Source organism: Candidatus Pelagibacter bacterium nBUS_29, from assembly GCF_051200905.1.
In the GTDB taxonomy this organism is placed as follows: domain Bacteria; phylum Pseudomonadota; class Alphaproteobacteria; order Pelagibacterales; family Pelagibacteraceae; genus Pelagibacter.
In genome coordinates this window covers 227,040-251,690 of record NZ_CP172843.1, presented here as the reverse complement: position 1 = coordinate 251,690, position 24,651 = coordinate 227,040, and the positions used below count along the sequence as shown (strand labels likewise).

Below are 24,651 nucleotides of genomic sequence, written 5' to 3'. Positions count from 1 at the left end.
ATGTCTCAAGGTTTTGACCTGAAGGGTAGCTATTACTCTTATAGAAACAAAGAAACAATTCCATCAGTATTTATTCATGGTGTTGGTCTTGATCATCAAATGTGGAAACCTCAAATAAATTCATTAAATGAGTTTTCAACGTTAACTTATGATTTATTGGGACATGGAAAATCTGAATTAATAGATAATGAAGTATCTTTAGATGACTTTTCTAATCAACTTAAGTCACTATTAGATTTTTTAAATATTAAAGAAATTAACCTCATTGGTTTTTCTTTAGGATCATTAATAGCTATAGATTTTACAATAAAATTTAAAGAATATTTAAATACATTAACTTTAATGGGGACAACTTATCAAAGAACTGATGAGGAAAGATCAAAAGTTTTGGATAGATTTGAACAAGCTAAATTAAATAAACCTATATCAAGACAAGCATTAAAAAGATGGTTTAGTGACAAATATTTAGATGAAAATCCTGAAATTTATAATGAGTTCATGAATATTTTAAACAAGAAACCTAAGGATCATAATAATTTTTTAAAAGCTTATAAATTGTTTGCAAATCATAGAGATGATATTGAGTTAATTAAAAAAATTGAAACCAAAACGCTCATTATGACAGGATCAGATGACCCAGGGTCAACCGTTGCAATGTCTGAATCTTTGTCGAAAGACCTTGTAAACTCTAAATTTGTTGAAGTAAAAAATGGAAAACATCTTTGTAGTATCGAGTGTGCAGATGATGTAAATATAAATCTTAAGAATTTTATTTATAATTAAATGTCTGAAATAAAAAATTTTAAAATGTATATTAATGGTGAATGGGTTGAATCTTCATCGGGTAAAAAGATTGAGACTTTAAATCCAGAAACCAATAAAGTGTGGGCTACTGTACCAGAGGCTAGTGAGGTTGATGTTGATAAAGCAGTCAAAGCTGCCCAAGATGCTTTTAATGGTTCTTGGTCCAACCTTCATCCAAAAGAAAGAGCAAAATTTTTAAGAAACATTGCTGATCAATTAAGAACTAATGCTGAGCATTTAGGTAAAATAGAAACAATAGATACTGGAAAATTATTTAAAGAAATAAAAACTCAAGCTAGCTATATTGCTGAATACTATGATTATTATGCAGGATTAGCTGATAAAGTTGAAGGAACAGTTGTGCCTATTGATAAGCCTAATATGCAAGTTACAACAACACGAATTCCTATTGGTGTAATAGCTGCAATAATTCCCTGGAATTCACAAATGCTATTAACTGCTGTGAAGTTAGCACCAGCACTTGCGATGGGAAATACTGTTGTAATCAAAGCCTCAGAATTAGCTCCTGTCACACTTTTAGAATTTGCAAAGTTAATTGAAAGCGCAGGCTTACCCAAAGGTGTAGTTAATGTAATTACTGGATTAGGGGAACCATGTGGTAAAGCTTTAACTACTCATGATCTTGTTGAGAAGATTGCTTTTACTGGAGGTCCTGAAACAGCTCGTCATATTGTAAAAAATTCTGCAGAAAATTTATCTCAAGTAAGTTTAGAATTAGGTGGAAAGAGTCCGGTAGTTTTATTTAATGATGCCGATCAAGAAAATGCTTTAAATGGAATTACTGCAGGTATTTTTGCGGCAAGTGGACAAAGCTGTATTGCTGGATCAAGATTATATATTCAGTCTAAAATTTACGACGAATTTTTAGATAAACTTGTTAAAAAAGCAGAAGGTATAAAATTAGGATCACCTATGGATCCAGATACCCAAATGGGGCCCTTAAATAGCTTTAAACAATTAGAAAATATTGAAAAAAATATCAAAGCTACAGTTGAACAAGGTGGAAAGATTAGATGTGGAGGAAAAAGATCATCAATTTCAAATGAAGGATATTATTTTCCTGCAACTATAATTGAATGTGAAAACCATAATTTACCTACAGCAGAAAATGAATTATTTGGTCCTGTTTTATCAGTAATGAAATTTGAAAATGAAGAAGAAGCAATAAATCAAATGAATGATAACCAGTATGGTTTGTCTTCAGGAATTTATACTACTAATCTAGGCAGAGCTATGAGAGTATCAAAAGCTGTTAGAGCTGGGATAGTATTTGTAAATACATACAGATTGATATCACCATCAGCACCATTTGGAGGAATTAAAGATAGTGGTTACGGCAAGGAGGCTGGTATAGAGTCTATTAAAGAATATACACGAATAAAAACTACTTGGTTTAATTCATCTGAAGATCCTATGGATGACCCATTTACAATGGGATAATAGATTGCCTTTAAAGCATTTACTCATTTTACTATTTATTGCAATTGCTTACGGAAGTGCATTTCCAGTTACAAAATTAGCATTAAACAATTCCGTCCCCCCTATCCTTATGGCTTCACTAAGAATGGGAATTGTATTAATTATATTAATTCCATACTGGCGATTTAAAATACCAGAAAGAAAATATCTCACATCATTGATTGCTTTTTCAATTTCAATGGGAGTAATGGTTTATGTGTTTATGACTTTATCCCTTTATCATTCATCAATTATTTCACCTGTAATTGTTGGCTCACAATTAGCTATACCTTTTGGGGTGTTGTTAAGTGGAGTAATGCTGGGTGAAAATATCAGTTCTAAAAAGTGGATTTTAATTTTTTGTGCTTTTTTTGGAATATTAATAATATTCTTTGACCCTGAGTTAGCTAACAATTTTATAGGTTTATTTTATGCAGGCTTAATGGCATTGTTTTTTGGTTTGGCCCAAGTTTATTCTAGACAATTAAAGAATCTAGATATCAGCTTAACCAATGCGTTTACTGGTTTATTTGGTTTTGTTATATTAATGATCTTATCTTACTTTATTGAAGGTCATACAATCTCTAATATTAAATCAATAAATATTAACACTTGGGTTTTTATATTTTATCAGGCTGTTATTGTTTCTTTGGGCGCACACCTATTAATGTTTTATCTATATAAATTTTATACTGTTGGACAAATTTTTCCTTCATATTCATTATTCCCAATCTTTGGCATTGGGTTATCTTTCTTAATTTTTGGTGAAGTGCCTACGCTTCTTTTTCTTATTGGAAGCATAATTGTCTTAACTTCTGTATTTTTACTTCATAAAACGAGATAATTTAACCATTGTAAAATAAGAATAATCGTAATTTAATTACGTTTTTATAAATTGTTAACAATTAAAGAGGAAGATAATGAAAAAACTATTTATTGCTGCATTTATGCTTGTTTCAAGTTTTGGAACAAATGTAATGGCAGACGGACATGCGATCAAGATGGGGATTATTTTAGGATTTACGGGTCCTATTGAATCGCTAACACCAGCTATGGCTGGATCTGCAGAGCTTGCTTTTAAAGAAGCTTCTGACTCAGGTTCACTATTAGGTGGAAAAAAAATTGAAGTAGTAAGAGCAGACTCAACTTGTGTTGACTCAGCAGCAGCAACGGCAGCAGCTGAAGGTGTTATCTCACAAGGTGTAGCAGCAATTATGGGAGCTGACTGTTCAGGTGTAACGGGTGCGATTGCATCAAATGTTGCTGTACCAAATGGTGTAGTAATGATTTCACCTTCTGCAACTTCACCAGGATTAACAACTCTAGATGACAATGGGTTCTTTTTTAGAACAGCTCCTTCTGATGCTAGAGGTGGACAAATTTTAGCTGACGTAACAAATGATAGAAAAGTTAAAAGTGTAGCTATTACTTATACTAATAATGACTATGGAAAAGGTTTGGCAGATGTTTATAAAGCTGCTGCTGAAGCTCATGGTATTAAAGTTACAGCTGTTACTGCTCACGAAGATGGTAAAGCTGACTACTCATCTGAAGTTGCAACATTAGCTTCTGCGGGTGGTGATGCTATGGCTGTAATCGGTTACCTTGACCAAGGTGGAAAAGGTATGATTCAAGCTGCATTAAACTCAGGTGCTTTTGATACTTTTGTTTTATCAGATGGTATGATTGGGCAATCACTTGTTGATGCATTTGGAAAAGGTTTAAATAAATCTTTTGGAACTATGCCTGGATCAACTGGAAAAGGTGCTGGAGTATTTGCTGAAGTAGCAAAAGCTGGTGGCATTGATTCTTCTGGTCCATACACAGGTGAGTCATACGACGCAGCTGCATTAATAGTTTTAGCAATGCAAGCAGGTAACTCTGCTGACAGAGCATCAATTGCAAAAAATGTAATGGGTGTTGCTAACGCTCCTGGAACAAAAATTTATCCAGGTGAGCTTAAAAAAGGACTAGATTTATTAGCAAAAGGTAAAAAGATAAATTACGAAGGTGCAACTGGAGTAACTTTTACTAATGTTGGTGAAGCTGAAGGTTCTTTCTTAGAGCAAGAAATTAAAGGCGGAAAATTCAAAACTAAAAAACAAAGATAATTAATATCTTAATTTTAAAGCCCTCAGCATTGAAAATTGCTGGGGGTTTTTTTTTATTTAAAAATTATACAATATTCTAAAAATACCAATTACTGAGATGGTTATCAAAAAATAAAAAACTACTTTTCTGTAAGTTTCTTCTCTACTTTTAACAAAAAATTTATTACCAATAAAAACACCTAAAGGTAAAATAACTATAAGTGGAATAGATCTATACAAAGTAGTCATTTCAACAATTCCTCCAAAATAACTTAAAAAAAATGCATAAGTATCAGTTATAAAAAATAATGCTGCTAAAGAACCCCTTATAAAAATTGGTTGCATACTTGTGATGAGTAAAAATAAAGCTACTGGCAAACCACCCAATGTTGATAATCCATTCAATGCACCAGAAATAACCCCAGTTAAAATCTTTATAAAATTATTATCAATTTTTTTATTTGAATAACCTTTCATTAAAAGAATTGAAAAAAATATTATAATAATACAAATTAATAAGTGAGTTAAATTTTGGGAAAAAATTTTTAAAAGATAAAGTCCAATTGGTGAGCCAATAACAATACCTATTAAAATTTGAAACACAAATTTCCAATTAATCTTATTCCAAATATAAGGAATCATAAAAATACTAATTGCCACTTCAAGTATCAGAATAATTGGAACAATTTCTATAGCTGGCAAGATAAACGCCAGTCCTGAAACAGAAGTAGCCGAAAACCCAAAACCATTAAACCCTCTAATTATAGATGCAACTAGTATAATCAAACTTATTAGAAAAAGTTCAAATAGACTGAAGTTTAGATAATCTAATAAAATCATTTTGATTTAGAGCTTTGTTAAAATATTGGTCTTAACTTTATTAATTAAAACATATACTTGTCTGCTATATACATAGCCCAAGCTATTGCGGCACCTAATATAATATATTTCATTTATTAGTTATTTTATTTCTATTTTCTCTGGAAGTATACCTTTAGGTCGATATCTCATTATCAACAACAAACCAAGACCCATCATTAAATATCTAAAATAAGGAACACTTTCTATTAAATGAATTTTTAAAACGTGTGTATCTGCCATTCCAGAAGTGAATAAATTGATTAAAAATAATGCAATTGGTGCAGCTTCTATCCATAAAAACCATACTGCAAATCCACCTAATATTGCTCCAAAGTTGTTACCACTACCGCCAACTATAACCATAACCCAAATAAGAAAAGTATACCTCATGGGTCTATAACTTCCTGGTGTGAATAATCCATCTTGAGTAACTAACATGGCTCCAGCTATTCCAACAATTGCCGAACCTAAAATGAAAATTAACAAATGTTGTTTAACAACATTTTTTCCCATTGCATTTGCAGCTTCCTCATTGTCTCTAATTGCTCTCATCATTCTACCCCAAGGAGAGTAAAGAGCTTTTTGAGTTAAAATTAAAAGGACAATCACAACAACTAAAAATAGTCCAGAATAACAAAGTTTAACAAATACTGATGATCCTTCTATAACAAGTTGATTAAGTGCAGCCTGTCGATCTGCTATATTAGAAATTAAAGCTAATTTTCCAGAATTAAATTTTTCAACTAAATTAATAAACCAATCAGTTGTTTGAAGATCCACTTCGTATGGCGCTGGTCTTTTAAGGCCAATTACATTTTTAACACCTCTTGTTAACCAGTCTTCATGTTTAATTATTGCAATAACAATTTCAGAAATAAGCAATGTTGCAATTGCTAAATAGTCAGCTCTTAAACCTAAGGCAACTTTTCCAACTATAAAAGCTAAACCCGCTGCAAAGAAAGCTCCAACGATCCATGAAAAGATAATTGGTAATCCAAAACCTCCAAGAAATCCTGTTTTAGCAGGGTTAACTGCTTCAATAGCTTCAATTCCTGGTTCAGCAGTAATTCTGATAATTACAATTCCAGCAACTATAATTCCAGCAATTCCATAAGTTCTTAATTTAGATTTTTCAAAATTTTTTAAAATAAATCGAATAGCTAATACCATTACTATAATTAACCATAGGCACATTAATATATCGAAACCTCCTGCACGCCATGCTTCTTGAACAGGATCTACAGATATTAAAACTGCTGCTAGTCCACCTAGGGCAGTATATCCCATAATTCCAAAGTTAATTAATCCAGCATAACCCCATTGAATATTGGCACCCATTGTCATCACTGCTGAAATTAAGCACATATTAAATATTGATAAAGCTATGTTCCATGATTGAAAAATTCCAACTAGAATTATCAAGCCCATCATGATGCTGTAAGCAGCAATTACATTTAAATTTTTTCTCACAAGACTTTCCCTTTAAATATTCCCGAGGGTCGATAGAGCAGTACTATGACTAATATTGAGAACGAAACTGCAAATTTATAATCTGTCGATAAAAGCTGAACCAAACTCTCAGGCTCCATACTCTCAGGTAAAATATACATAAAGAATTTTTTATAAGCATAAGTTAAAAATATTTCTGAAAAAGCAATAACATAACCCCCTAAAAATGCCCCAAATGGGTTTCCTATTCCCCCCACTATTGCAGCAGCAAATATTGGAAGCATGTTATTAAAGTAGGTAAATGGCTTAAAACTTTTATCTAAACCATATAAAACTCCTCCAATTGTTGCTAAAATACCAGCAATTATCCAGGTAATCATAACAATTCTTTTTGGATCAATTCCAGAAAGCAATGCCAGATCTTCATTATCAGAATAAGCTTTCATGCTTTTTCCAGTTTTCGTTTTATTTAAAAACCAAAATAATAATGAAACTAAAACAATAGTTACAAATATAGTTAGTACTTGAGTAGACTTAATGGCCAAGCCCTCATTAAGACCAGTTATTTCTTTAAATTCTCCTGCTTTGATAATAAATTTTTGTCCATCAAAAAACCTTTGGTCTGCTGGTCCAATAATAATTCTTACAACTGCTTGAGTTACAAACATAACACCAATACTTACCATAGCGAGTTGAACTGGAGGACTTTTGTTTACCCTGTAATATCTGAAAACAAACTTATCAATGAAAAGCATGTAGGCAATCATAAACATTATAGCAAATGGAATTGCTACTAGTGCTGTTGGCAAAACTCCCAATGAAAAACCTAGTGATTGCAGATACCACGTAAATAAAATTGTAACCATTGTTCCAAATGACATCATGTCTCCTGTTGCAAAGTTAGCAAATCTTAAAATTCCATAAATTAATGTAACAAAAATTGCACCAAGTGCTAATTGAGAACCATAAGATAGCGCAGGAATAAATATATAATTTAATAAAAGTATAATTGAATTCAGAATATCCATATTATCCACCTAGAAAAGAGCTTCTTACTCTTGGGTCATTTAATAATTCTTGACCAGTTCCTGAATAACGATTTTCTCCAGTTACTAAGACATAGCCTCTGTCTGAAATATTTAAAGCTTGTTTAGCATTTTGCTCTACCATTAATATTGCAACATTAGTTCTTTTAACTTTTACTATATGGTCAAATAACTCATCCATTACAATTGGCGAAACGCCTGCTGTTGGTTCATCCAACATTAAAACTGTTGGCTTGATCATTAATGCACGACCAAGAGCCACTTGTTGTCTCTGTCCACCAGATAATTCTCCAACTAATTGATTTCTTTTTTCTTTAAGAATAGGAAATAAATTATAAATTTCATCTATAGTATCTTTGATTTCATCATTAACTAAAAAAGCACCCATTTCTAAATTTTCTTCAACAGTCATTCCTGCAAAAACATTTTTAGTTTGAGGCACAAATGAAATTCCTTTTTTTACTCTGTCTTGAGGGGATAATTTTGAAATATCTTTGCCATCTATAATTACTGATCCAGATTTTAAATTAAGCAAACCAAGCATAGCTTTCATGGCTGTTGATTTGCCAGCCCCATTTGGCCCAAGAATTGAAACAATCTCTCCTTGGTTCACATTCACGGTACAAGAATTAATAATATCTGGCCCATTGCCATATCCGCCTGTCATTTCATTTCCTTCAAAATATGCCATTAATTTTGATCCTTAAGTTTTGAGCCTCTACCAAGGTAACTTTCTATTACTTTTTCATCTTTTTTAGCATCTTCAACTTTTCCCTCAAATAAAACTGAACCTTCTGCCATGACTATTACAGGATCACACAATCTACCAATAAAATCCATATCATGTTCAATCATGCAAAATGTATAACCCTTCTCTTTATTAAGCTTTTCAATAGCTGTTCCAAGATCTTTAAGTAAAGTTCTATTAACACCAGCCCCCACCTCATCAAGTAAAACTAATTTGGCATCTACCATCATGGTTCTACCTAGTTCTAACAGTTTTTTTTGACCTCCTGATAAATTTCCAGCAAGTTCGTTTGTTAAATGACCTAAGTTTAAAAAATCTACAACTTCTTTAGCTTTTTCTTTAACTAATGTTTCTTCCTCTTCAACTAGTTTTGGTTTTAATAATGCAGTCATTAATTTTTCTCCAGATTGATTTCCTGGAACCATCATTAAATTTTCTAATACAGATAAATTTGAAAACTCATGAGCAATTTGAAAAGTTCTAAGTAATCCTTTTGAAAATAATTCATATGACGGAACATCTGTAATATTTTCCTGATCAAAAGTAACTGAGCCACTTGATGATTTTAAATTACCTGCAATTAAGTTGAATAATGTGGTTTTACCAGATCCATTTGGGCCAATAATTCCTGTTATTGTTCCTTTCTTAACTTTTAAAGAACAATCAGACACAGCTGCTAAACCCCCAAAGTATTTAGATAGATTATTAATTTCTAAAATATTTTCTGACATTTTTATTTGCTAAGTCTTTTATGAATACTATTCAATGTTTTGTCTAATGACTTGAAAAATCCAGCTTTAGAAAGTTCTTTAACACCTTGTTCATTAAGACCTTTTGGGGTTTGTGACTCTTTTACTAAATACTTTAAATCTTTTTTTGAATTTACAACTGCATCTTCTGATAATGCTAAGAATAATGATGTTATATATTTTTGAGCATTATTTCTTTTGACTCCTCTTTTAACTAACCAATTAGTCATACTATTTAATAGTTGATAAAAAGGTGCCATCATTCCTGAGGTAGACCAAAAGTTAATAGATGATTTTTCATTTTTAATTTCAACAGTAGTTCCAATTTTATCAAAGAAAGCTTTTACTTTTTTATCAGGAGGACATATCGGGACTGGCCCTTTTTTTAATGATATTGGTGGCAATGGTATGGCTCTTACAATCTTGGCTTTAACTTTTATTGCTTTTTTTAATTGAGACAAAGTAATTGTAGAAATAAAACTTACTATTGTTTGTTTTGATTTAAATTTTAGATCTTTAATTATTTTCTCACCAACAATAGGTGTAACAGCTAAAAATACCCAATCACATTTATCAACTATTTGCTGATTATCTTTAGCGATAATTATTTTTTTAAATTTTTGTTTTAAACTTCTGGCGATCTTTTTATTTCTTGCAGAGATTATAATTTTATTAAATGAAATTTTAGATGTGCAAATACCAGTAATTACTGAAGATGATATTTTGCCTGTGCCTATAAATCCTAAATTCATAAATTTGAATACTTTATATTGATTATATTGAATTAATTAATAAAAAAAGAGCCTCTAATTCTTAATAATTCTCTACTTAATTCTTCGTTTTCTTTAAAAGGTTTTCTTCCGTGTAACCAAAAGTAATTGTTAGCAATTATTGAAGATCCGACTGGTAATTTAGTTATAGTTTTATTTTTACTTTCTTCTAAAGCATCTGATAATCTTTGTAAAAAATTACCTTGTTCCATATTCTTGGGCTCTGGAAACTGATCTATATAAGAAATATTAGGTTTGCCATTTTCATCTGATGAAAAAACTGGATGTTCTACTTTGTAATCTACATTTTTACTTTTAGGTGAGCCCCAAACGAAATTCTGTTTTCCAACAGGATCATTGTATAAATCATCACAATGTTCCCAATCATCGAGGTGTAACATTGCAGTCTCTCCACCTTCTACATTTTGTTCATCAATTTTGGACATTAACAGCCAATCAGTAACCTCTTTAACATAAGTTCCATCTGTGTGTAGATCCATATTTCTGTATGCTTTTCTTAAATACGAGTCACTTTTATCTTCATGTTTCACAACAAATCTCGCATAATACTTACCAGCCATCGAGTCATGATTGGGTACTCCTATTAAGTGTGCAATAGCAGTAGATAGCTTAACTAAAAATTTATCATTAATTTTTGCTGTAATATTTTTAGGACCAATTACAAAGCAACCTGTAGATCTATCTCTAATGATGGAGTTCATTAATTTGCTTAACTTATTATTTGTTAAATCATCTAAGCTTTTTGCAATAGTGAATCGCGTAAAGGGTCTAAGTTCTAACGCTGTTAAATCAAATTTATTGAAAGGGAATATTAGTTTTTCAATAATTTCATTTTCAAGATCAATATTAATTATTCTTTTTGAATTAGTATGTTCTGAAATTGTTAAACCAGAAATTTTTTCCATTATAAGTGCTCGCTTAATAATGTCATCATGATAGCAGAAATTACAGTCGGATAAACAAAATTTCTTTTAGATATAAAAAAAATAAATAAGCAAAACAATACCACTGTTGCTCTACTTAAATAACTTGCATCAGATAATACTCCTACAGGAAAAATAATTGTTCTAGCTATCAAGGCTGCTAAAGTTGAATAGGCCAAACAATTAAACCATCTAAATAATTTCGAAGTTTCTTTTATTCCTTCTGATGAAATCACACCTAGCAATCTTGAAGAAAAAGTTGCAAGTGAAGTGACTAAGATTGCAAGAACTACACTAGTTGACATTAAGTTCTCCTACAAAATAAGCAATGGTTCCACCAATAACACCACCAAGTAAAATTGACCATTCTGGAGATAAAAAATAAAATATTGGCCCCAAAAGCAAACCTAATATTACTGACGCACCTATTTGGATAGTTCTCATTGCACCTACCATCATACATAAAAAATAAATTGGATTTAAAATCGCTAAACCCATCATCATATTTTTATCCAAATAATCTGATGCAAAAAATCCAATAAATGTACCTACTACAGCGGTAGTCCATGTTGCACAGCCAATTCCAATCCAAAAGTCTATTCTGTGTTTTTTTTCAATGTCTTTATAATTACTTTTCATTATTAGCCATGCTGACACTGCAATGAAATGACATGAGAAGTAATACTTCCACTTTGGTTGACTTTTGTGCATCATTAATGGAAATAAAGAAACAGCCATTGGATATAATCGAGCATTAACAAACCAAACAGCTAGAAAAATATTTAATAACGAAGCACCAACTAATAATGACTCAGCCATAACTAGTGATCCAGGTAAAGCATAAGTCAACATGGTTGAAAAAATACTTTCTTGAATATTAAACCCTAAATTTTTAAGTAAAGCTCCAATTGCTATGAAGCAGCAACCAAGTGCAAGTGCTGGACTGTCGGGTTTTATAATAGATTTAAAGCCTCTAAAGAAAAAATCTTTATTAATCATTAGCCTCCAAGGAATAATCTACCGACATCAGGATTATTTAACAAGTCATCCCCTTTGCCAGCAATAGCAGTTTGCCCTGATACTAAAACGTATCCAATGTCAGCAAACTCTAATCCCTTTTTAGCATTTTGTTCCACTAATATGATTGTTTTTTTTTCTGTTATCTGCAGGTCTCTTAAAATTTCAAAAACCATATCAATATATCTTGGCTCCAGTCCAATTGAAGGCTCATCAACTAATAAAACAGATGGTTTCATTACGAGTGCTCTTGAAATTTCCAGTAATCTTCTTTCACCACCAGATAAAACTTTTGCTGGTTGGTTTCTTCTGTTTCTTAATCGTTCATATTTTTCAAAAATTCTTTCTGCTTCTTGATAAGATTCATCTGTATTTTCTTTTATATAACCACCCATCAATAAATTCTCTTCCACTGTCATGTCTGGAAAAACAGAATTGTCTTGCAAGATATAGGCGATACCACATGACTTTAATTTTTCTGCTGGAGTTAAGTTTGTAATTTCTTTTCCATCAATTTCTATTTGTCCTGAAAAAATATTTGTAAAACCATAAATTGAATGAAGGATTGTAGATTTTCCCGCACCATTTGGTCCAATCAAACATAAAGATTGAGCTTTACTAACTCGTAAATCAAAATCATGAAGAATTTCCATTTTTCCATAACCAGCAGATAGCTTATTAATAGTTACATGATTATTATCAGGAGATAATTTTTGTAACTCCTCTACACCTGGTGCTTTTCCTAATACATCATATTGATTAGACATTATTGGGCCCCCAAGTAAGCATCTAACACACGCTTATCATTTCTAATCTCTTCAGGTGTTCCATCAGCTAACATTTGACCATGGGCTAAACAGAAAACTTTTTGAGCTAAATTCATAATCACTTTCATATTGTGTTCAATAACCAATAAAGTAATTCCATATTCTTTATTTACTTTGATCAAACGATCAATAATTCCATTTATTAATGTTGGATTAATTCCTGCTGTTGGCTCATCTAATAAAAGCATTTTAGGCTCATTCATTAATGCCATAGCAAGTTCTAATAATTTTTGCTGACCAAAAGAAAGGTCTCCTGCTCTAAGCTTTCTTTTTTGGTGAAGACCAACAAATTTCAATAAAGTTTCAGCTTTATCAGTTAAATCAGATGGTATTTTTTGAAATACAGTAAGAATTCCATCATTTTCAGGCTTATGGCTAATTAACATATTTTCAATACAGTTTAATTTTCCATAGATTCTTGTTTGTTGAAAAGTTCTTAACAATCCTAATTTTGCAACAACTGGTACAGGTAATTCAGAAACTTCTGTTCCATCAAATTTAATTGAACCCTTGTCAATTGGATAGGTTCCAACAATAGAATTAAATAATGTTGTTTTTCCTGATCCATTTGGTCCAATTAATCCAACAATTGATCCTTGTTCAACGGACATTGAAATGTCAACGTTAGCTTTTACACCACCAAAAGATTTACTAACTCCTGTTACATCCAATATAGACATTATTTTAATTCTACCTGCGCCTTTCGATCTGCTTCATCAATTGTTTCACCAAATTTTTCTGGGTATTTTTCTCTTAACCATCCCATTATTCCCTCAGGAAAGTAAACAACGATTACTACAATTAAAACTCCTAAAGCAACATACTGCCAACCCAAAAAGTATGTCCAAAAACCTTCTTTAAATAAATGAAAAACAGTTGCGCCAACAAGTGGTCCCCATAAAGTTCCTTTTCCACCAAGTATTGCCATTAATACCATGAACACTCCAAAAGTTGGTCCAGCAAATGCTATTTCTGTCGGCTCAATGTAACCATTGATATGACCCATTAGTCCACCAGCTATTCCAACAAAAAATGCTGAGACCATCCAACCAATAATTTTATATCTCATTGTATGAATTCCCATTGCTTCTGCTTTGTCTTCATTATCTCTTATTGCATTTAGAACTAATCCAAACCTTGTACTGTATGCCCACTTTAAAGTAATAAAAGTTACAACCACTAAAGCAAAACTTAAGTAATATAAAAATTGTGATGAAGACTCGTTAGAACCAAATCCTTTTGGCCAAACAGGAACAGTCATACCTTGACCAGCTCCAATGATTTCTATTCCCCCAGCTATTTCTCCAGCAGCAATTCCTAATGCTAAAGTGCAAATAGCAAAATAGTGACCTCTTAAACCTAAAATTCCATAACCTATAACTCCAGCTATAATCATTGGGATTATTCCTGATAAAATTATACCCACACCAAAACCTTGAAAGAATTGTGGAATTGTGTGAACAAAAGTTTTTTCTCCACCAGCGTCTGTCCATTCAGCTAATGAGAAAAACATTGCTATTTGTGTACTGGATGCAACATACATTCCAATACCAAAGAATAGTATATTGCCAAATGTGTTATATCCCATTTGACCACCTTGAACATCCCACGTCATTGCTAGTACGATTAGAATATAAAGAAATGATAACTGAAGCTTATAAGCGGGAAAAATAAATGCTCCAATTAATCCAAAAATTAATAGTCCCAGATATAAAAGAGTATTTTTATTCATCATTTTAAATACTCTCTTTTTCTTGATAATTTAAATCTTCTATAAACCAGTATGATTACTAATAACGAAAATACTGCTGCTATTCTAAATTCTGTTCCAAGTAGGTAATCTGCCCACTCTTCAAATACTCCTAGTCCCATTCCAGATATTGCTACTGCTGGTAAATTTCCTAATCCAGCAATAATTACAATCATAAAAGATCTGACGGTATAAGGTAATCCCGTATAAGGATGAAGCGTAAATGTAATTGCTATACACGCACCCGCTATTCCACATAAAGCTGCGTTAATTCCAAAAGTTGCTGCATAAACTTTTTCAGTATCAACACCTAAAATCTTTGCTGCTCTTGCATTTTGTGCTGTTGCTCTAATTGCACGGCCTAATTTAGATTTTCTCATATAAACAACAAGAATAATTGCTGATATTACGCAAACTGCACCTGAAAATATTTTAGCATTAGGAATTGTAACCATATTATCAAACAACATGGTTGTTCCAAAATTTGACTGAGCAACCACAACATCTGCACCAAATGCAAAGTTCATTAACTGTTGTGCCAGAATACTTATTCCAAATGTTGCAAGTATTGATGTAAATAAATCTTTATCTACTACTTTGTTAATAACAAGTTTGTACATTCCCCAACCAACACAATACATAATAATTGGTGACACAATAATTCCAAAGGCTGGGTGTATTCCTGACAAATACATAAAGTAAGCGATGTAACCACCCATGATTACTAATTCCCCTTGAGCAATGTTAATTATATTCATTACTCCCCATTGCAATGCCATTCCATAAGCAATTAATGCAAATAAAATACCTAATAGTATTCCGTCCATTGACGCTTGAACCATTAACATTGGTACTTGGAAAATTAGAAAATCCATAAATTCTTTAAGTGTTTATTCAAAAATGCCCCCTATTACTAGGGAGCATTTTCATATTAGATATTATCTTTTAGACCAAGATGGTATTGGGTGAACTAACTCAGCTGAAGCCCATTTAAGTGGTGCAACAACTTTATTTTCACATTTTCCACCATCATCACAGATTACTTGGAAAAGAACCATTGGTTTAGAAATGTTCTGACCACCTTCTGCAAATTTTATATTTCCATAAAAAGTTTGCATGTCAGTTGCAGCTAAAGCATCTCTAACTTTTTTAGTATCAAATGAATTTGCTCTTTCGAACGCATCTTTGTAAACTAATAAAGCAGCTGAAGATTCAGCAGCTTGGTAAGGAGGCTCATATCCAAACTTAGAATTAAAGTCTCCAGCATATTTCATACCACCACCAAAATACTTATCTTTGTATGATAATGATTTATGCCATTGAGAAGCACAAAGTGCGTACTCAGAAGCTTTACCATGTTGTTTAGATAATTTAGCAGCATCACAGTGGGTCATTGCTAACATTGGAACATCAACTTTCATTTCAGATATTTGTCTGATTGCAGTTAATGCACCTTTTGTGTGACCTGATACAACTAATACATCTGGCTTAGTAGCTTTTACTTTAGATAAAGTAGCAGCCATATCATTTAGCTCTTTAGGTAATTTGTCATCAATAATGATTTTAGAACCAGTTCTCTTTGCAGCATCAACAATACCTAGTCTCACGTCTTGTGAGAAAGCATCTTGTTCAAATGCCATTGCAATCTTAACTGGTTTTCCACCATTTAATTCAACAGCAGTTGTAATAGCCACATCAAGATATAAATTTGCTGGTGCAAGCACTGCAAATAAATATTTATAACCTTTAGTAAATAACGATCTAGATGCACCGTTAGCTTCTACCATTGGTATTCCATATTTTTCAGTTACAGGCGCCATAGCTTTAGTAAGTCCTGAGCTGTATGGCCCAAGCATGAACTGAACACCATCTTGTTTGATTAATCTTTCTGCAAGTTGAGCTGCTCTACCAGAGTTTGACTCATCATCGTAATAAATGATTTCAAACTTGTAATTTTTTCCACCAACTTTAACACCACCCATGCTATTAATTCTCTCAACAGCCAAATTATAGCCGTTTTGAGTATGAACACCATTTGATGAATATTTTCCAGTTAATGAAACAGCTGCACCTAAAATAATTTTATCTCCAACAACCTTCGCGAAAGATACAGTTGAAGCTGAAATTAAAAGTGCAATTGCAGAAACTAATGTAATAATTATGTTTCTAATTTTCATTTTATTTTCCTTTTCTAGTTTTTAAATTTAAAAACTAATTAAAGCCTTAAAATGATCAATTAACAAGATAGTATTATGCATAGCTATTATAACTAATACACACCTTGCAACTTAATACTTTTGAATAAAAGCAATGATAATCGCAATAATAACTAAAACGCACGCTGAAATTGTATTAATAACCTTAGGATTAGCTTTTATCCAAACAATTAATTTTCTAGCAAGCACTGCATAAGCAATCAAAGATAAAAAATCTAAAACAACATACGTTGTAATTAAAATAAAGAATTGAACAACATAGTTTGAATTAAAATCAATGAACTGTGGAAATATTAATGGAAAGAACATCCATGCCTTTGGACTTGTTCCTGCAACTAAAAAACCATCTCTAAAAAAAGAAAATAAACTTTTTGATGAAATGTTATCTGAACTTACATCTTTAGGTTTTGATTTATAAAGATCATAAGCAAGATATAAAATATAAGTTACTCCAACCCATTTAAAAATATTTAAAAAATTTGGATTATCGACAAAAAAAGATCCAATTACAAAAATAACTAAAGTAGCTTGTATAAAATTTGCCGTAATATCTCCCAGTGCAGTCCAAATACATTTTTGAACTCCATAATTCATTGAGTATGAAATGATTACAATTCGAGGGGTACCAGGTGTAATAAATAAAAACAGGATTATTTGTAAAAATAGGAAATAATTTAAGGGAAACATTTTAAGGATAGATAGTCCAAAAAAACCGGGAGCTAAAGATGGCTAAGATGGACTATCAAAATCATAATATCATACCCTAAAAAAAATGCATTAATCATTTTTTTCAAATATAAAGGATTTATGAAAAAAAAAGGTCACACCCCCATAACTAGAGTTAAAAATCCAGAGCCAAAAGTGGATGATCCAGATTGGATCGTTTGGGCTGCCTGGGCAGATAGGATCACTTTTGAAGAAATAGAAAAAAAGACTGGTAAGACAGAATCTGAGGTTATTAAGATTATGCGAAGATCAGTGAAACCTACCTCCTTTAGATTATGGAGAAAAAGAGTTAATCAAAAAAGTATAAAACATAGGAAAAAATTTGAATACTCTAGAAAAGAAATTACTAGTAAAATTAAAAAGAATGATTATTTATAAGAGATGAAATCAGTTACCATTTATACAGGGCCACTTTGTAATTACTGTGAAGCTGCTAAGAAATTATTAACTAGAAATAACGTTGAATATAAAGAAATTAACATTGCAACAGTTGATGGTGCCATGGATGAGATGATTACAAAAGCTAATGGTAAAAGGACTATTCCTCAAATTTTCTTTGATGATCAACATATGGGTGGCTACGATGATGTTAGAACTTTAGAAAAAGAGAACAAGCTACAAGATCTTTTAAAATAAAAAATAATTTTATTTAAATAAAATTGGGTTATTTTGGCTTAAAAACCAAACAAACACCATTGTTACAGTATCTTTTTCCAGTTGGCTCTGGTCCGTCTTCAAATATATGTCCATGATGTCCACCACATTTTTTACAGTGGTATTCAGTTCTAGCGTAACCTAAATGATGATCAGTTTTAGTTTCAAATACATCAGGTAATGACTGATAAAATGAAGGCCAACCAGATCCACTTTCATATTTTGTGTTTGAGTCAAATAACTTTTCTCCACAATTAGCACAATGAAAACTTCCTTCTCTTTTCTCATGATTAAGTTCACTTGTGCCTGCCAGTTCAGTTCCCTCTTCAAATAAAACTAATTGTTGTTCTGCAGTAAGGTTAGGATTAATTTTTTTTGTCATTATTTATTCTATAACTCTTAAAGGTTTCCCTTCAACACAAGCCTCAAGATCTTCAATCATCTGAGTATAAAAAATACTATAATTTTCAGCAGTTACATAACCAATGTGTGGTGTGAGTAACGCATTTGACAAAAATCTTAATTTATTTCCTTCTGGCAAAGGTTCTTTTTCATAAACATCTAATCCTGCACCAAGAATAACATTGGTTGATAAAGCAATTATTAAATCATCTTCGTTTACAATTGAACCTCTAGAAGTATTAATTAAAAAAGCTGTTTTTTTCATTTGATCAAATTCTTTAATTGTTATGCAATCTTTATAACGCTCTCCACCTTGAACATGAATTGAGATATAATCTGATGTTTTAATTAAATCTTCCTTAGTACATGGAAGTACATCTAATTCTTTACATTTGTCTAAATCTAAATTTTCACTCCAAGCCATTACTTGCATGCCAAAAGCCTTTGCGATTTTAGCAACCTGTGAACCCACTCTTCCAAGGCCAATTAAACCAATGATTTTTCCTTTAAGTTCAAAGCCTATCGTTGTTTGCCAGTAGCCTTGGTACATATTATCAATTTCAGTTTTAAGATTTTTTGATAACCCCAATATTAAAGCCCAAGTTAATTCACATGTGGGATTAAAGTTAATCTCTGTACCACAAACTATAATTTTTCTTTTTTTAGCAGCCTCTAAATCAATCGCTTTATTTCTTGAGCCACTTGTGATGATATATTTAAGATCATTTAGATTATCGATTATATTTTTTGTTATTGGTGTTCGCTCACGCATAATTAGCAGTGCTTCAAAATCAGCTAGTTGCTCGATGGCATCAGCCTCATCCAAAAAAGGTTCACTAAAAATTTTAAACTCATATTTTCCAGATAATTTTTTTAAATCCACAAATTCTTGTGAAACATCTTGATAGTCATCTAATATTGCAACTTTAAGCATTTTGAACTTTCTTATTTGATAAAAATAAACCTAATATAATTAAAATTGATCCAATTAAATGAAAAAAATTAAATTGTTCATTAAAAAAAATTATTGCCATTATTGTACTAAAAAAAGGGATTAATGATAAAAAAATACCCGCTCTATTAGCTCCTATGATTGAAACTGCTCCTGCCCAACAATAATAAGAACCTATACTTGGGAATAATGCCAGATATATTAAAGTGTAGTAAAGATTCGAGTTAAAACTAACTCTTAGTCCTTGAGAGTACTCATAAAGAAATTGTGGAAATATAAATATTAAACCAAAAGTACATAAAACATGAACCAGAGTTAAAAGTGGTAAAGTAAATTTTTTATTTTTTAAAAAAGCAGAATACAAACCCCAGGTAATAACTCCACCAATCATTATAAGATCTCCTTTATTAAAATTTAAAGTTAACAAAACGTTTAAATCAAGTTTTGTAATTATCGATAAAATTCCAAATACAGATAATATCAATCCAAGTATTTGAAATTTGTTAGTTTTTTCAATTTTGAATAAAAAACATAAAAAAATTATAGCTGCAGGAATAGCTGTATTAAAAAGAGAAGCATTAATTACTTGGGTGTGAACTAAGGATAAATACGTAAAAGTATTAAATAATCCAACACTTGTAAAAGCTAAAAAAAATAACAAAGGCAAATTATTTATAATTATAACTTTATTTTTAATTATTTCTTTGTAGGTAAAAGGTAAAAGAATTAACCAAACAAGAGACCATCTAAAGAATACAAGTGACATTGGTGGAATGTTTTCTAAAGATGCAAATTTTCCTACCATGAAATTGCCTGCCCAAAATAGTGTGGCGCACACTAGCATTATGTACGCTCTTACATTTTGCATAAATTAACTAAATCTTAATGAACTATAAGGATCTAAATTTAAATTTGTATTTTCGTTTGCGATCATTCCAGAAACAATCTTTCCAGAAATTGGGCCTAATGTCCAACCTAAATGATGGTGCCCAAAACAATAAAAAACATTTTTATGATTTTTTGATGGACCCATTACTGGAAGGAAATCTGGTAATGAAGGTCTAAATCCCAACCATTCATCTTCATGTTCGGGTAAATCTCCAAGCATATATTTGGCATTATCAATTAAGTTTTTAACTCTTGATTTTGATATCGGATTATCTAATCCACCAAATTCAACGGTTCCGACTACTCTTAAACCCTGTTCCATTGGAGTAATCCCAAAACCTCTATTTGAAAAAATAACTGGTCTACTTAATAAATGATCACAGCCTTTAAAGTGAACATGATAACCTCTTTCAGTATCTAGAGGTATTCTTTCACCTAAATTATCTGTTAACTTTTTAGAAAAAGCACCACAAGCAATTATCACTTTATCAAAAATAAAACTTTGATTTTCAGTTTTAAAAACTGGTTTTTCTTCATCAAAATTAATATCTTTAATATTTACCTTATTAAATTTTCCACCTTTCTTTAAGAATAAATCAAAAAGTTTTAAAAGGATCTTTCTTGGATTTCTTGCATGTCTTGCATACGGATAATAAACACCTGCATGATAAAAAGGTTTAATGTGTGGTTCAAGATCATGAATTTCAGATTTGTTAACTAATTGTTGCTCAACACCTAGCTCGTCTCTAATCTTAATTTCTAATTCTCTGCTTTTAAGATCTTGATCATTCCAAATATATAGAATTCCTTTATTTTCAACTAAACCCTCTAAATCAATTTCATCAAAAAGCTCATCATAAGCAGGTAATGCTAAATCTAAAATTTGATGCATATTTTTAGCAGTGTGCATCATATTTTTTGTTGTAGAATTCATTATGAATTTTAAAAACCATGGAATCATCTTTGGTACATAATTCCATTTCAAAGCTAAAGGTCCTGATGAACTTAATAACATTGAAGGTACATCTGCTAAAACATCTGGGCGATTTAAAGGAACTGAAGCATAAGGTGAAAAATGTCCTGCGTTTCCATAAGAGGCGGCTTGAGTACCAGGATTGTCTCTGTCAAAAATAGTTACATTAAAACCTTTTTTTTGTAGAAACAAAGCATTTGATACACCTTGTATTCCTGCACCTACGATTCCGACTTTAATATTTTTGTTCACAAATGCTTTTTATAATCAAATTTTAATATTTGGTAGTGACAAATTATACTTTATTTATATTAGAATTTTTTAAGCTATAGTTTGTTGGCTATGAACTTTAGCACTCATTACGATGCCAAAACCAATCATTGTTGCAAGCATTGAAGATCCCCCATATGACATTATTGGTAGTGGTGAGCCAACTATAGGCAGCAGCCCTAGCACCATTGATAAATTGACAGTAATATAAATAAAAATAGCAAATGCAAAACCAAAACAAAAAAGTCTTGCAAAACTATTTTTTGAGATGGCACCTATTTGGATTATTCTCAGAATAATAATTGTGTATAGCAATAAAAGTCCTAATGAACCTATGAAACCAAACTCCTCTGAAAATAAAGTAAAAATAAAGTCTGTGTGTTTTTCTGGAAGAAATTCTAAATAACTTTGGGTCCCTTGCAGAAAACCTTTTCCTGAAAATCCCCCAGAACCTATCGCAATTTTAGATTGGATAATTTGATAACCAGCTCCTAATGGATCTCGATCAGGATCTAGAAAAGTTAAAATTCTAAGTTTTTGATAAGGCTCTAAATAAGTAATTATGAATGGTAATGAAATCAAAAAAACTACAAATGACACAACAAAGTACTTTATTTTTACACCACCCAACCATATTACGATTAGCCCACTAGTTACTATTAATATAGATGTTCCTAAATCAGGCTGAGATAATACAAACATTATTGGTATTACAATTATAGCCAGTGAAACAGAAATACTAGTGAATGAATTTACTTTTTCAATGCTCACACGATGATAATATTTTGCAAGGCATAAAATAATTCCTATTTTCATTAATTCTGATGGTTGTAAAACTAAAAAATATAAATTAATCCATCTTTGTGATCCTGATACTTTTACTCCATATAGAGAAACCCAAATAAGTAATAAAATGATTGCTCCATATAAAAAATAAGAACATAGATGCCAAAACTTAATATTAAAAAATGAAATCACTAACATCAAAATAAAAAAAACTATTAATTTTATTAAATGACTTTTTGTATGGTAAAGAAATTCACCCCCATCAGTAGAATACATTATAAAAACACTTAATGCTGATAAGATAATTATACAAAACAATAAAATAAAATCTAAATTTTTAATTTTTTGAAAAAAATTTTGATCTGAATTTAATCGTTTATACTGGTACATTTAAATATTAAACTCTTTGTAGTCTGGTAGTTTTTTTCTAAATTCGTGACGATCAACTATTAATTTAAATAATTCTTTTGCTATTGGTGCTGCAGCTGAACTACCTGAGCCACCATGCTCTACAATAATACTAACTGCATATCTTGGATTTTTATATGGACCAAAAGCAACATATAAAGCGTGATCTCTCTCTTCATATGGTATTTGAAAAGTTTTAAGATCAAGCTCTCGCTCTCTTTTACTTATTGACTTAACCTGAGCAGTTCCAGTTTTACCTGCAAATTGATATTTTGGATCCTCTATTCGCGACTTGTATGAAGTTCCTCTTAATTCATTGGTTGAACTAAACATTGCCTCTTGAATAATCTTAATATTTTTTTGATCATCATATAATGGATCATAAGAGTTATTCAGTTTACTATCCTGCATAGCCTTTTTAACTTGTTCAGATGTTAGTTGATTATCGTCAGTTAAAATTTTAGGCTTAATTTTATAACCACCATTGGCAATTTGAGCTGTCATTAAGCAAAGTTGAATAGGAGTTGTTTGAGTATATCCTTGACCGATACCAGTGATTAAAGTTTCACCTAATACCCAACCTTTACCAAGGTTATTTATTTTCCATTTTGTATCAGGGAACTGACCTGTTTTTTCATTTTCAAAATATTCTCCTAGAACTTTTTTTCCTAAACCAAATTTATCAGCAGTAATTTTTAATCTATCTACACCAAGTTTTCTTGCTACTTCATAAAAATAGGTATCACATGATTGTTTCATAGCATTTTTTAAGGAAACATAACCATGCCCTCTTTCTTTCCAGCAGTGAAAAGTTTGGCCATGTAATTCCATTTTACCTTTACAGTTAACCTTAAATTTAGTGTCGATTATTCCATTTTCTAAAGCTGATAAAGCAACAATTGGTTTGATAGTTGAGCCTGGTGAATAAAGTCCCGAAATAGTTTTGTTAATTAATGGCTTTAATGGGTTGTTTCTAATCAATTGCCACTCATCTTGACTTATGCCAAATAAAAAAGAATTTGGGTTGTATGAGGGAGATGAATACATCGCAATTACTTCACCTGTATAAATATCTATCACACTTATTGAGCCAGCTTTACCGACTAATAATTTAGCAGATAATTTTTGCACTTCTGTATCGATTGTAATCCTTATTTTTGAACCTGGTTTACCTTTTTGATACTCAAGATGATTTATTCTTTTACCATAAGCATTGACCTCATATCTTTGTATGCCATTCACACCAATTAAATCATTTTCTAAAGTTTTTTCTAATCCCAACTTTCCAATCTTTATTCCAGGAACAAATTTTTCTTGAATCACTTTATTTGCTAAAATATCATCTTCATCAGGTTGACTTACATACCCTAATACATGGGTATAAATGTCGTCAAACGGATAATCTCTTGAAATAGTCATGACAGGTTTTACTCCTGCCAATTCATACAAATAATTGTTAATTTTTGAAAATTCGTCCCAACTTAAATTTTCTGAAATAATTAAACTTTCCCATGGCTTCAATTGATTTCTTTTTTTTTTATTTTTTCAATTTTTTTTGAACTTAAGTTTAAAATTACTTTTAATCTTGAAAGAAGATAATTAAAATTTTCAACCTGTTCAGGAATAATATGCAATTGATATACTTTTAAATTACCAGCAATTATATTTCCAAAATAATCAATTATATTTCCTCGTGTAGGAGGCAGTTTCCACTCTCTAATTCTATTTTTGTCAGATAGTGTTAAATACTTTTTGTTATCATTAATTTGCAATGAAAATAAACGAGCAATTAATCCACTAAAAATAATCAACTTAGCTGTACCAATTATAAACATTCGTCGA

At 31.1% G+C, this 24,651-nt stretch carries 26 protein-coding genes and 1 pseudogene; 6 read left to right on the top strand and 21 right to left on the bottom strand.

Annotated elements, in window-relative coordinates:
- From ACIJYA_RS01295 to ACIJYA_RS01280, 4 genes are all read left to right on the top strand, one after another.
- On the top strand, positions 1 to 783 hold the full coding sequence (locus tag ACIJYA_RS01295) for an alpha/beta fold hydrolase (protein WP_435088678.1): 783 nt from the start codon (positions 1 to 3) through the stop codon (positions 781 to 783).
- A complete protein-coding gene (locus ACIJYA_RS01290) occupies positions 784 to 2,265 on the top strand; it encodes an aldehyde dehydrogenase (protein WP_435088677.1) in 1,482 nt (493 codons plus the stop codon).
- Complete coding sequence (locus tag ACIJYA_RS01285) at positions 2,243 to 3,127, top strand: DMT family transporter (RefSeq protein ID WP_435088676.1); 885 nt, start codon at positions 2,243 to 2,245, stop codon at positions 3,125 to 3,127. Before ACIJYA_RS01290 ends, ACIJYA_RS01285 begins: the two co-directional genes overlap by 23 nt.
- 76 nt (positions 3,128 to 3,203) lie before the next feature.
- Positions 3,204 to 4,394: an ABC transporter substrate-binding protein gene (locus tag ACIJYA_RS01280; protein ID WP_435088675.1), complete on the top strand. Its 1,191-nt coding sequence runs from the start codon at positions 3,204 to 3,206 to the stop codon at positions 4,392 to 4,394.
- A 57-nt stretch (positions 4,395 to 4,451) separates the two neighbouring features.
- Here ACIJYA_RS01280 and ACIJYA_RS01275 read toward each other — a convergent pair whose 3' ends face one another.
- The 15 genes from ACIJYA_RS01275 to ACIJYA_RS01205 form a co-directional block, all read right to left on the bottom strand.
- Positions 4,452 to 5,213 (bottom strand): sulfite exporter TauE/SafE family protein, encoded by a 762-nt coding sequence (locus tag ACIJYA_RS01275; protein WP_435088674.1) that lies wholly within the window; start codon positions 5,211 to 5,213, stop codon positions 4,452 to 4,454.
- A gap of 120 nt (positions 5,214 to 5,333) precedes the next feature.
- A complete protein-coding gene (locus ACIJYA_RS01270) occupies positions 5,334 to 6,665 on the bottom strand; it encodes a branched-chain amino acid ABC transporter permease (protein WP_435089244.1) in 1,332 nt (443 codons plus the stop codon).
- Between the two features lie 35 nt (positions 6,666 to 6,700).
- Positions 6,701 to 7,711 carry a branched-chain amino acid ABC transporter permease gene (locus ACIJYA_RS01265; RefSeq protein WP_435088673.1) on the bottom strand — a complete coding sequence of 337 codons (1,011 nt, stop codon included), beginning with the start codon at positions 7,709 to 7,711 and terminating at the stop codon, positions 6,701 to 6,703.
- Position 7,712: 1 nt separating this feature from the next.
- Complete coding sequence (locus ACIJYA_RS01260) at positions 7,713 to 8,420, bottom strand: ABC transporter ATP-binding protein (RefSeq protein ID WP_435088672.1); 708 nt, start codon at positions 8,418 to 8,420, stop codon at positions 7,713 to 7,715.
- Complete coding sequence (locus ACIJYA_RS01255) at positions 8,420 to 9,208, bottom strand: ABC transporter ATP-binding protein (RefSeq protein ID WP_435088671.1); 789 nt, start codon at positions 9,206 to 9,208, stop codon at positions 8,420 to 8,422. Before ACIJYA_RS01255 ends, ACIJYA_RS01260 begins: the two co-directional genes overlap by 1 nt.
- A gap of 2 nt (positions 9,209 to 9,210) precedes the next feature.
- Complete coding sequence (locus ACIJYA_RS01250; RefSeq protein ID WP_435088670.1) at positions 9,211 to 9,978, bottom strand: pyrroline-5-carboxylate reductase; 768 nt, start codon at positions 9,976 to 9,978, stop codon at positions 9,211 to 9,213.
- 32 nt (positions 9,979 to 10,010) lie between these two features.
- The gene (glaH, locus tag ACIJYA_RS01245) at positions 10,011 to 10,922 is read right to left on the bottom strand and encodes a glutarate dioxygenase GlaH (RefSeq protein ID WP_435088669.1); all 912 of its coding nucleotides are present in this window, start codon (positions 10,920 to 10,922) and stop codon (positions 10,011 to 10,013) included.
- Positions 10,922 to 11,245, bottom strand: a complete 324-nt coding sequence (locus ACIJYA_RS01240; RefSeq protein WP_435088668.1) for an AzlD domain-containing protein — start codon at positions 11,243 to 11,245, stop codon at positions 10,922 to 10,924. The genes glaH and ACIJYA_RS01240 overlap by 1 nt, the downstream gene beginning before the upstream one ends.
- Complete coding sequence (locus ACIJYA_RS01235; RefSeq protein ID WP_435088667.1) at positions 11,235 to 11,939, bottom strand: AzlC family ABC transporter permease; 705 nt, start codon at positions 11,937 to 11,939, stop codon at positions 11,235 to 11,237. The genes ACIJYA_RS01240 and ACIJYA_RS01235 overlap by 11 nt, the downstream gene beginning before the upstream one ends.
- Positions 11,939 to 12,724: an ABC transporter ATP-binding protein gene (locus ACIJYA_RS01230; RefSeq protein ID WP_435088666.1), complete on the bottom strand. Its 786-nt coding sequence runs from the start codon at positions 12,722 to 12,724 to the stop codon at positions 11,939 to 11,941. Before ACIJYA_RS01230 ends, ACIJYA_RS01235 begins: the two co-directional genes overlap by 1 nt.
- Complete coding sequence (locus tag ACIJYA_RS01225) at positions 12,724 to 13,464, bottom strand: ABC transporter ATP-binding protein (protein ID WP_435088665.1); 741 nt, start codon at positions 13,462 to 13,464, stop codon at positions 12,724 to 12,726. Before ACIJYA_RS01225 ends, ACIJYA_RS01230 begins: the two co-directional genes overlap by 1 nt.
- Entirely contained in the window at positions 13,464 to 14,516 is a 1,053-nt protein-coding gene (locus ACIJYA_RS01220) for a branched-chain amino acid ABC transporter permease (RefSeq protein ID WP_435089242.1), read from the bottom strand. Before ACIJYA_RS01220 ends, ACIJYA_RS01225 begins: the two co-directional genes overlap by 1 nt.
- Complete coding sequence (locus ACIJYA_RS01215) at positions 14,516 to 15,409, bottom strand: branched-chain amino acid ABC transporter permease (RefSeq protein ID WP_435088664.1); 894 nt, start codon at positions 15,407 to 15,409, stop codon at positions 14,516 to 14,518. The genes ACIJYA_RS01220 and ACIJYA_RS01215 overlap by 1 nt, the downstream gene beginning before the upstream one ends.
- A gap of 63 nt (positions 15,410 to 15,472) precedes the next feature.
- Complete coding sequence (locus tag ACIJYA_RS01210; RefSeq protein WP_435088663.1) at positions 15,473 to 16,711, bottom strand: amino acid ABC transporter substrate-binding protein; 1,239 nt, start codon at positions 16,709 to 16,711, stop codon at positions 15,473 to 15,475.
- Positions 16,712 to 16,822: 111 nt separating this feature from the next.
- Complete coding sequence (locus ACIJYA_RS01205; RefSeq protein WP_435088662.1) at positions 16,823 to 17,437, bottom strand: LysE family translocator; 615 nt, start codon at positions 17,435 to 17,437, stop codon at positions 16,823 to 16,825.
- A 120-nt stretch (positions 17,438 to 17,557) separates the two neighbouring features.
- Here ACIJYA_RS01205 and ACIJYA_RS01200 point away from each other — a divergent pair, with 120 nt between their 5' ends.
- Together ACIJYA_RS01200 and grxC are read left to right on the top strand one after the other, a co-directional pair.
- Positions 17,558 to 17,854: a TIGR03643 family protein gene (locus ACIJYA_RS01200; RefSeq protein ID WP_435088661.1), complete on the top strand. Its 297-nt coding sequence runs from the start codon at positions 17,558 to 17,560 to the stop codon at positions 17,852 to 17,854.
- A gap of 3 nt (positions 17,855 to 17,857) precedes the next feature.
- Entirely contained in the window at positions 17,858 to 18,112 is a 255-nt protein-coding gene (gene grxC, locus ACIJYA_RS01195) for a glutaredoxin 3 (RefSeq protein ID WP_435088660.1), read from the top strand.
- A gap of 28 nt (positions 18,113 to 18,140) precedes the next feature.
- Here the strand turns inward: grxC and msrB are convergent, their stop codons facing one another.
- The 6 genes and pseudogenes from msrB to mrdA form a co-directional block, all read right to left on the bottom strand.
- Positions 18,141 to 18,512 (bottom strand): peptide-methionine (R)-S-oxide reductase MsrB, encoded by a 372-nt coding sequence (gene msrB / locus ACIJYA_RS01190; protein WP_435088659.1) that lies wholly within the window; start codon positions 18,510 to 18,512, stop codon positions 18,141 to 18,143.
- 3 nt (positions 18,513 to 18,515) lie between these two features.
- On the bottom strand, positions 18,516 to 19,466 hold the full coding sequence (locus ACIJYA_RS01185; RefSeq protein ID WP_435088658.1) for a D-2-hydroxyacid dehydrogenase family protein: 951 nt from the start codon (positions 19,464 to 19,466) through the stop codon (positions 18,516 to 18,518).
- Positions 19,459 to 20,328, bottom strand: a complete 870-nt coding sequence (locus ACIJYA_RS01180; RefSeq protein ID WP_435089240.1) for a DMT family transporter — start codon at positions 20,326 to 20,328, stop codon at positions 19,459 to 19,461. Before ACIJYA_RS01180 ends, ACIJYA_RS01185 begins: the two co-directional genes overlap by 8 nt.
- A gap of 27 nt (positions 20,329 to 20,355) precedes the next feature.
- Entirely contained in the window at positions 20,356 to 21,597 is a 1,242-nt protein-coding gene (locus tag ACIJYA_RS01175) for an NAD(P)/FAD-dependent oxidoreductase (RefSeq protein ID WP_435088657.1), read from the bottom strand.
- A 69-nt stretch (positions 21,598 to 21,666) separates the two neighbouring features.
- The gene (rodA, locus tag ACIJYA_RS01170; protein ID WP_435088656.1) at positions 21,667 to 22,791 is read right to left on the bottom strand and encodes a rod shape-determining protein RodA; all 1,125 of its coding nucleotides are present in this window, start codon (positions 22,789 to 22,791) and stop codon (positions 21,667 to 21,669) included.
- A pseudogene (mrdA, locus tag ACIJYA_RS01165) lies at positions 22,792 to 24,644 on the bottom strand (penicillin-binding protein 2).
- Positions 24,645 to 24,651: the final 7 nt, after the last annotated feature.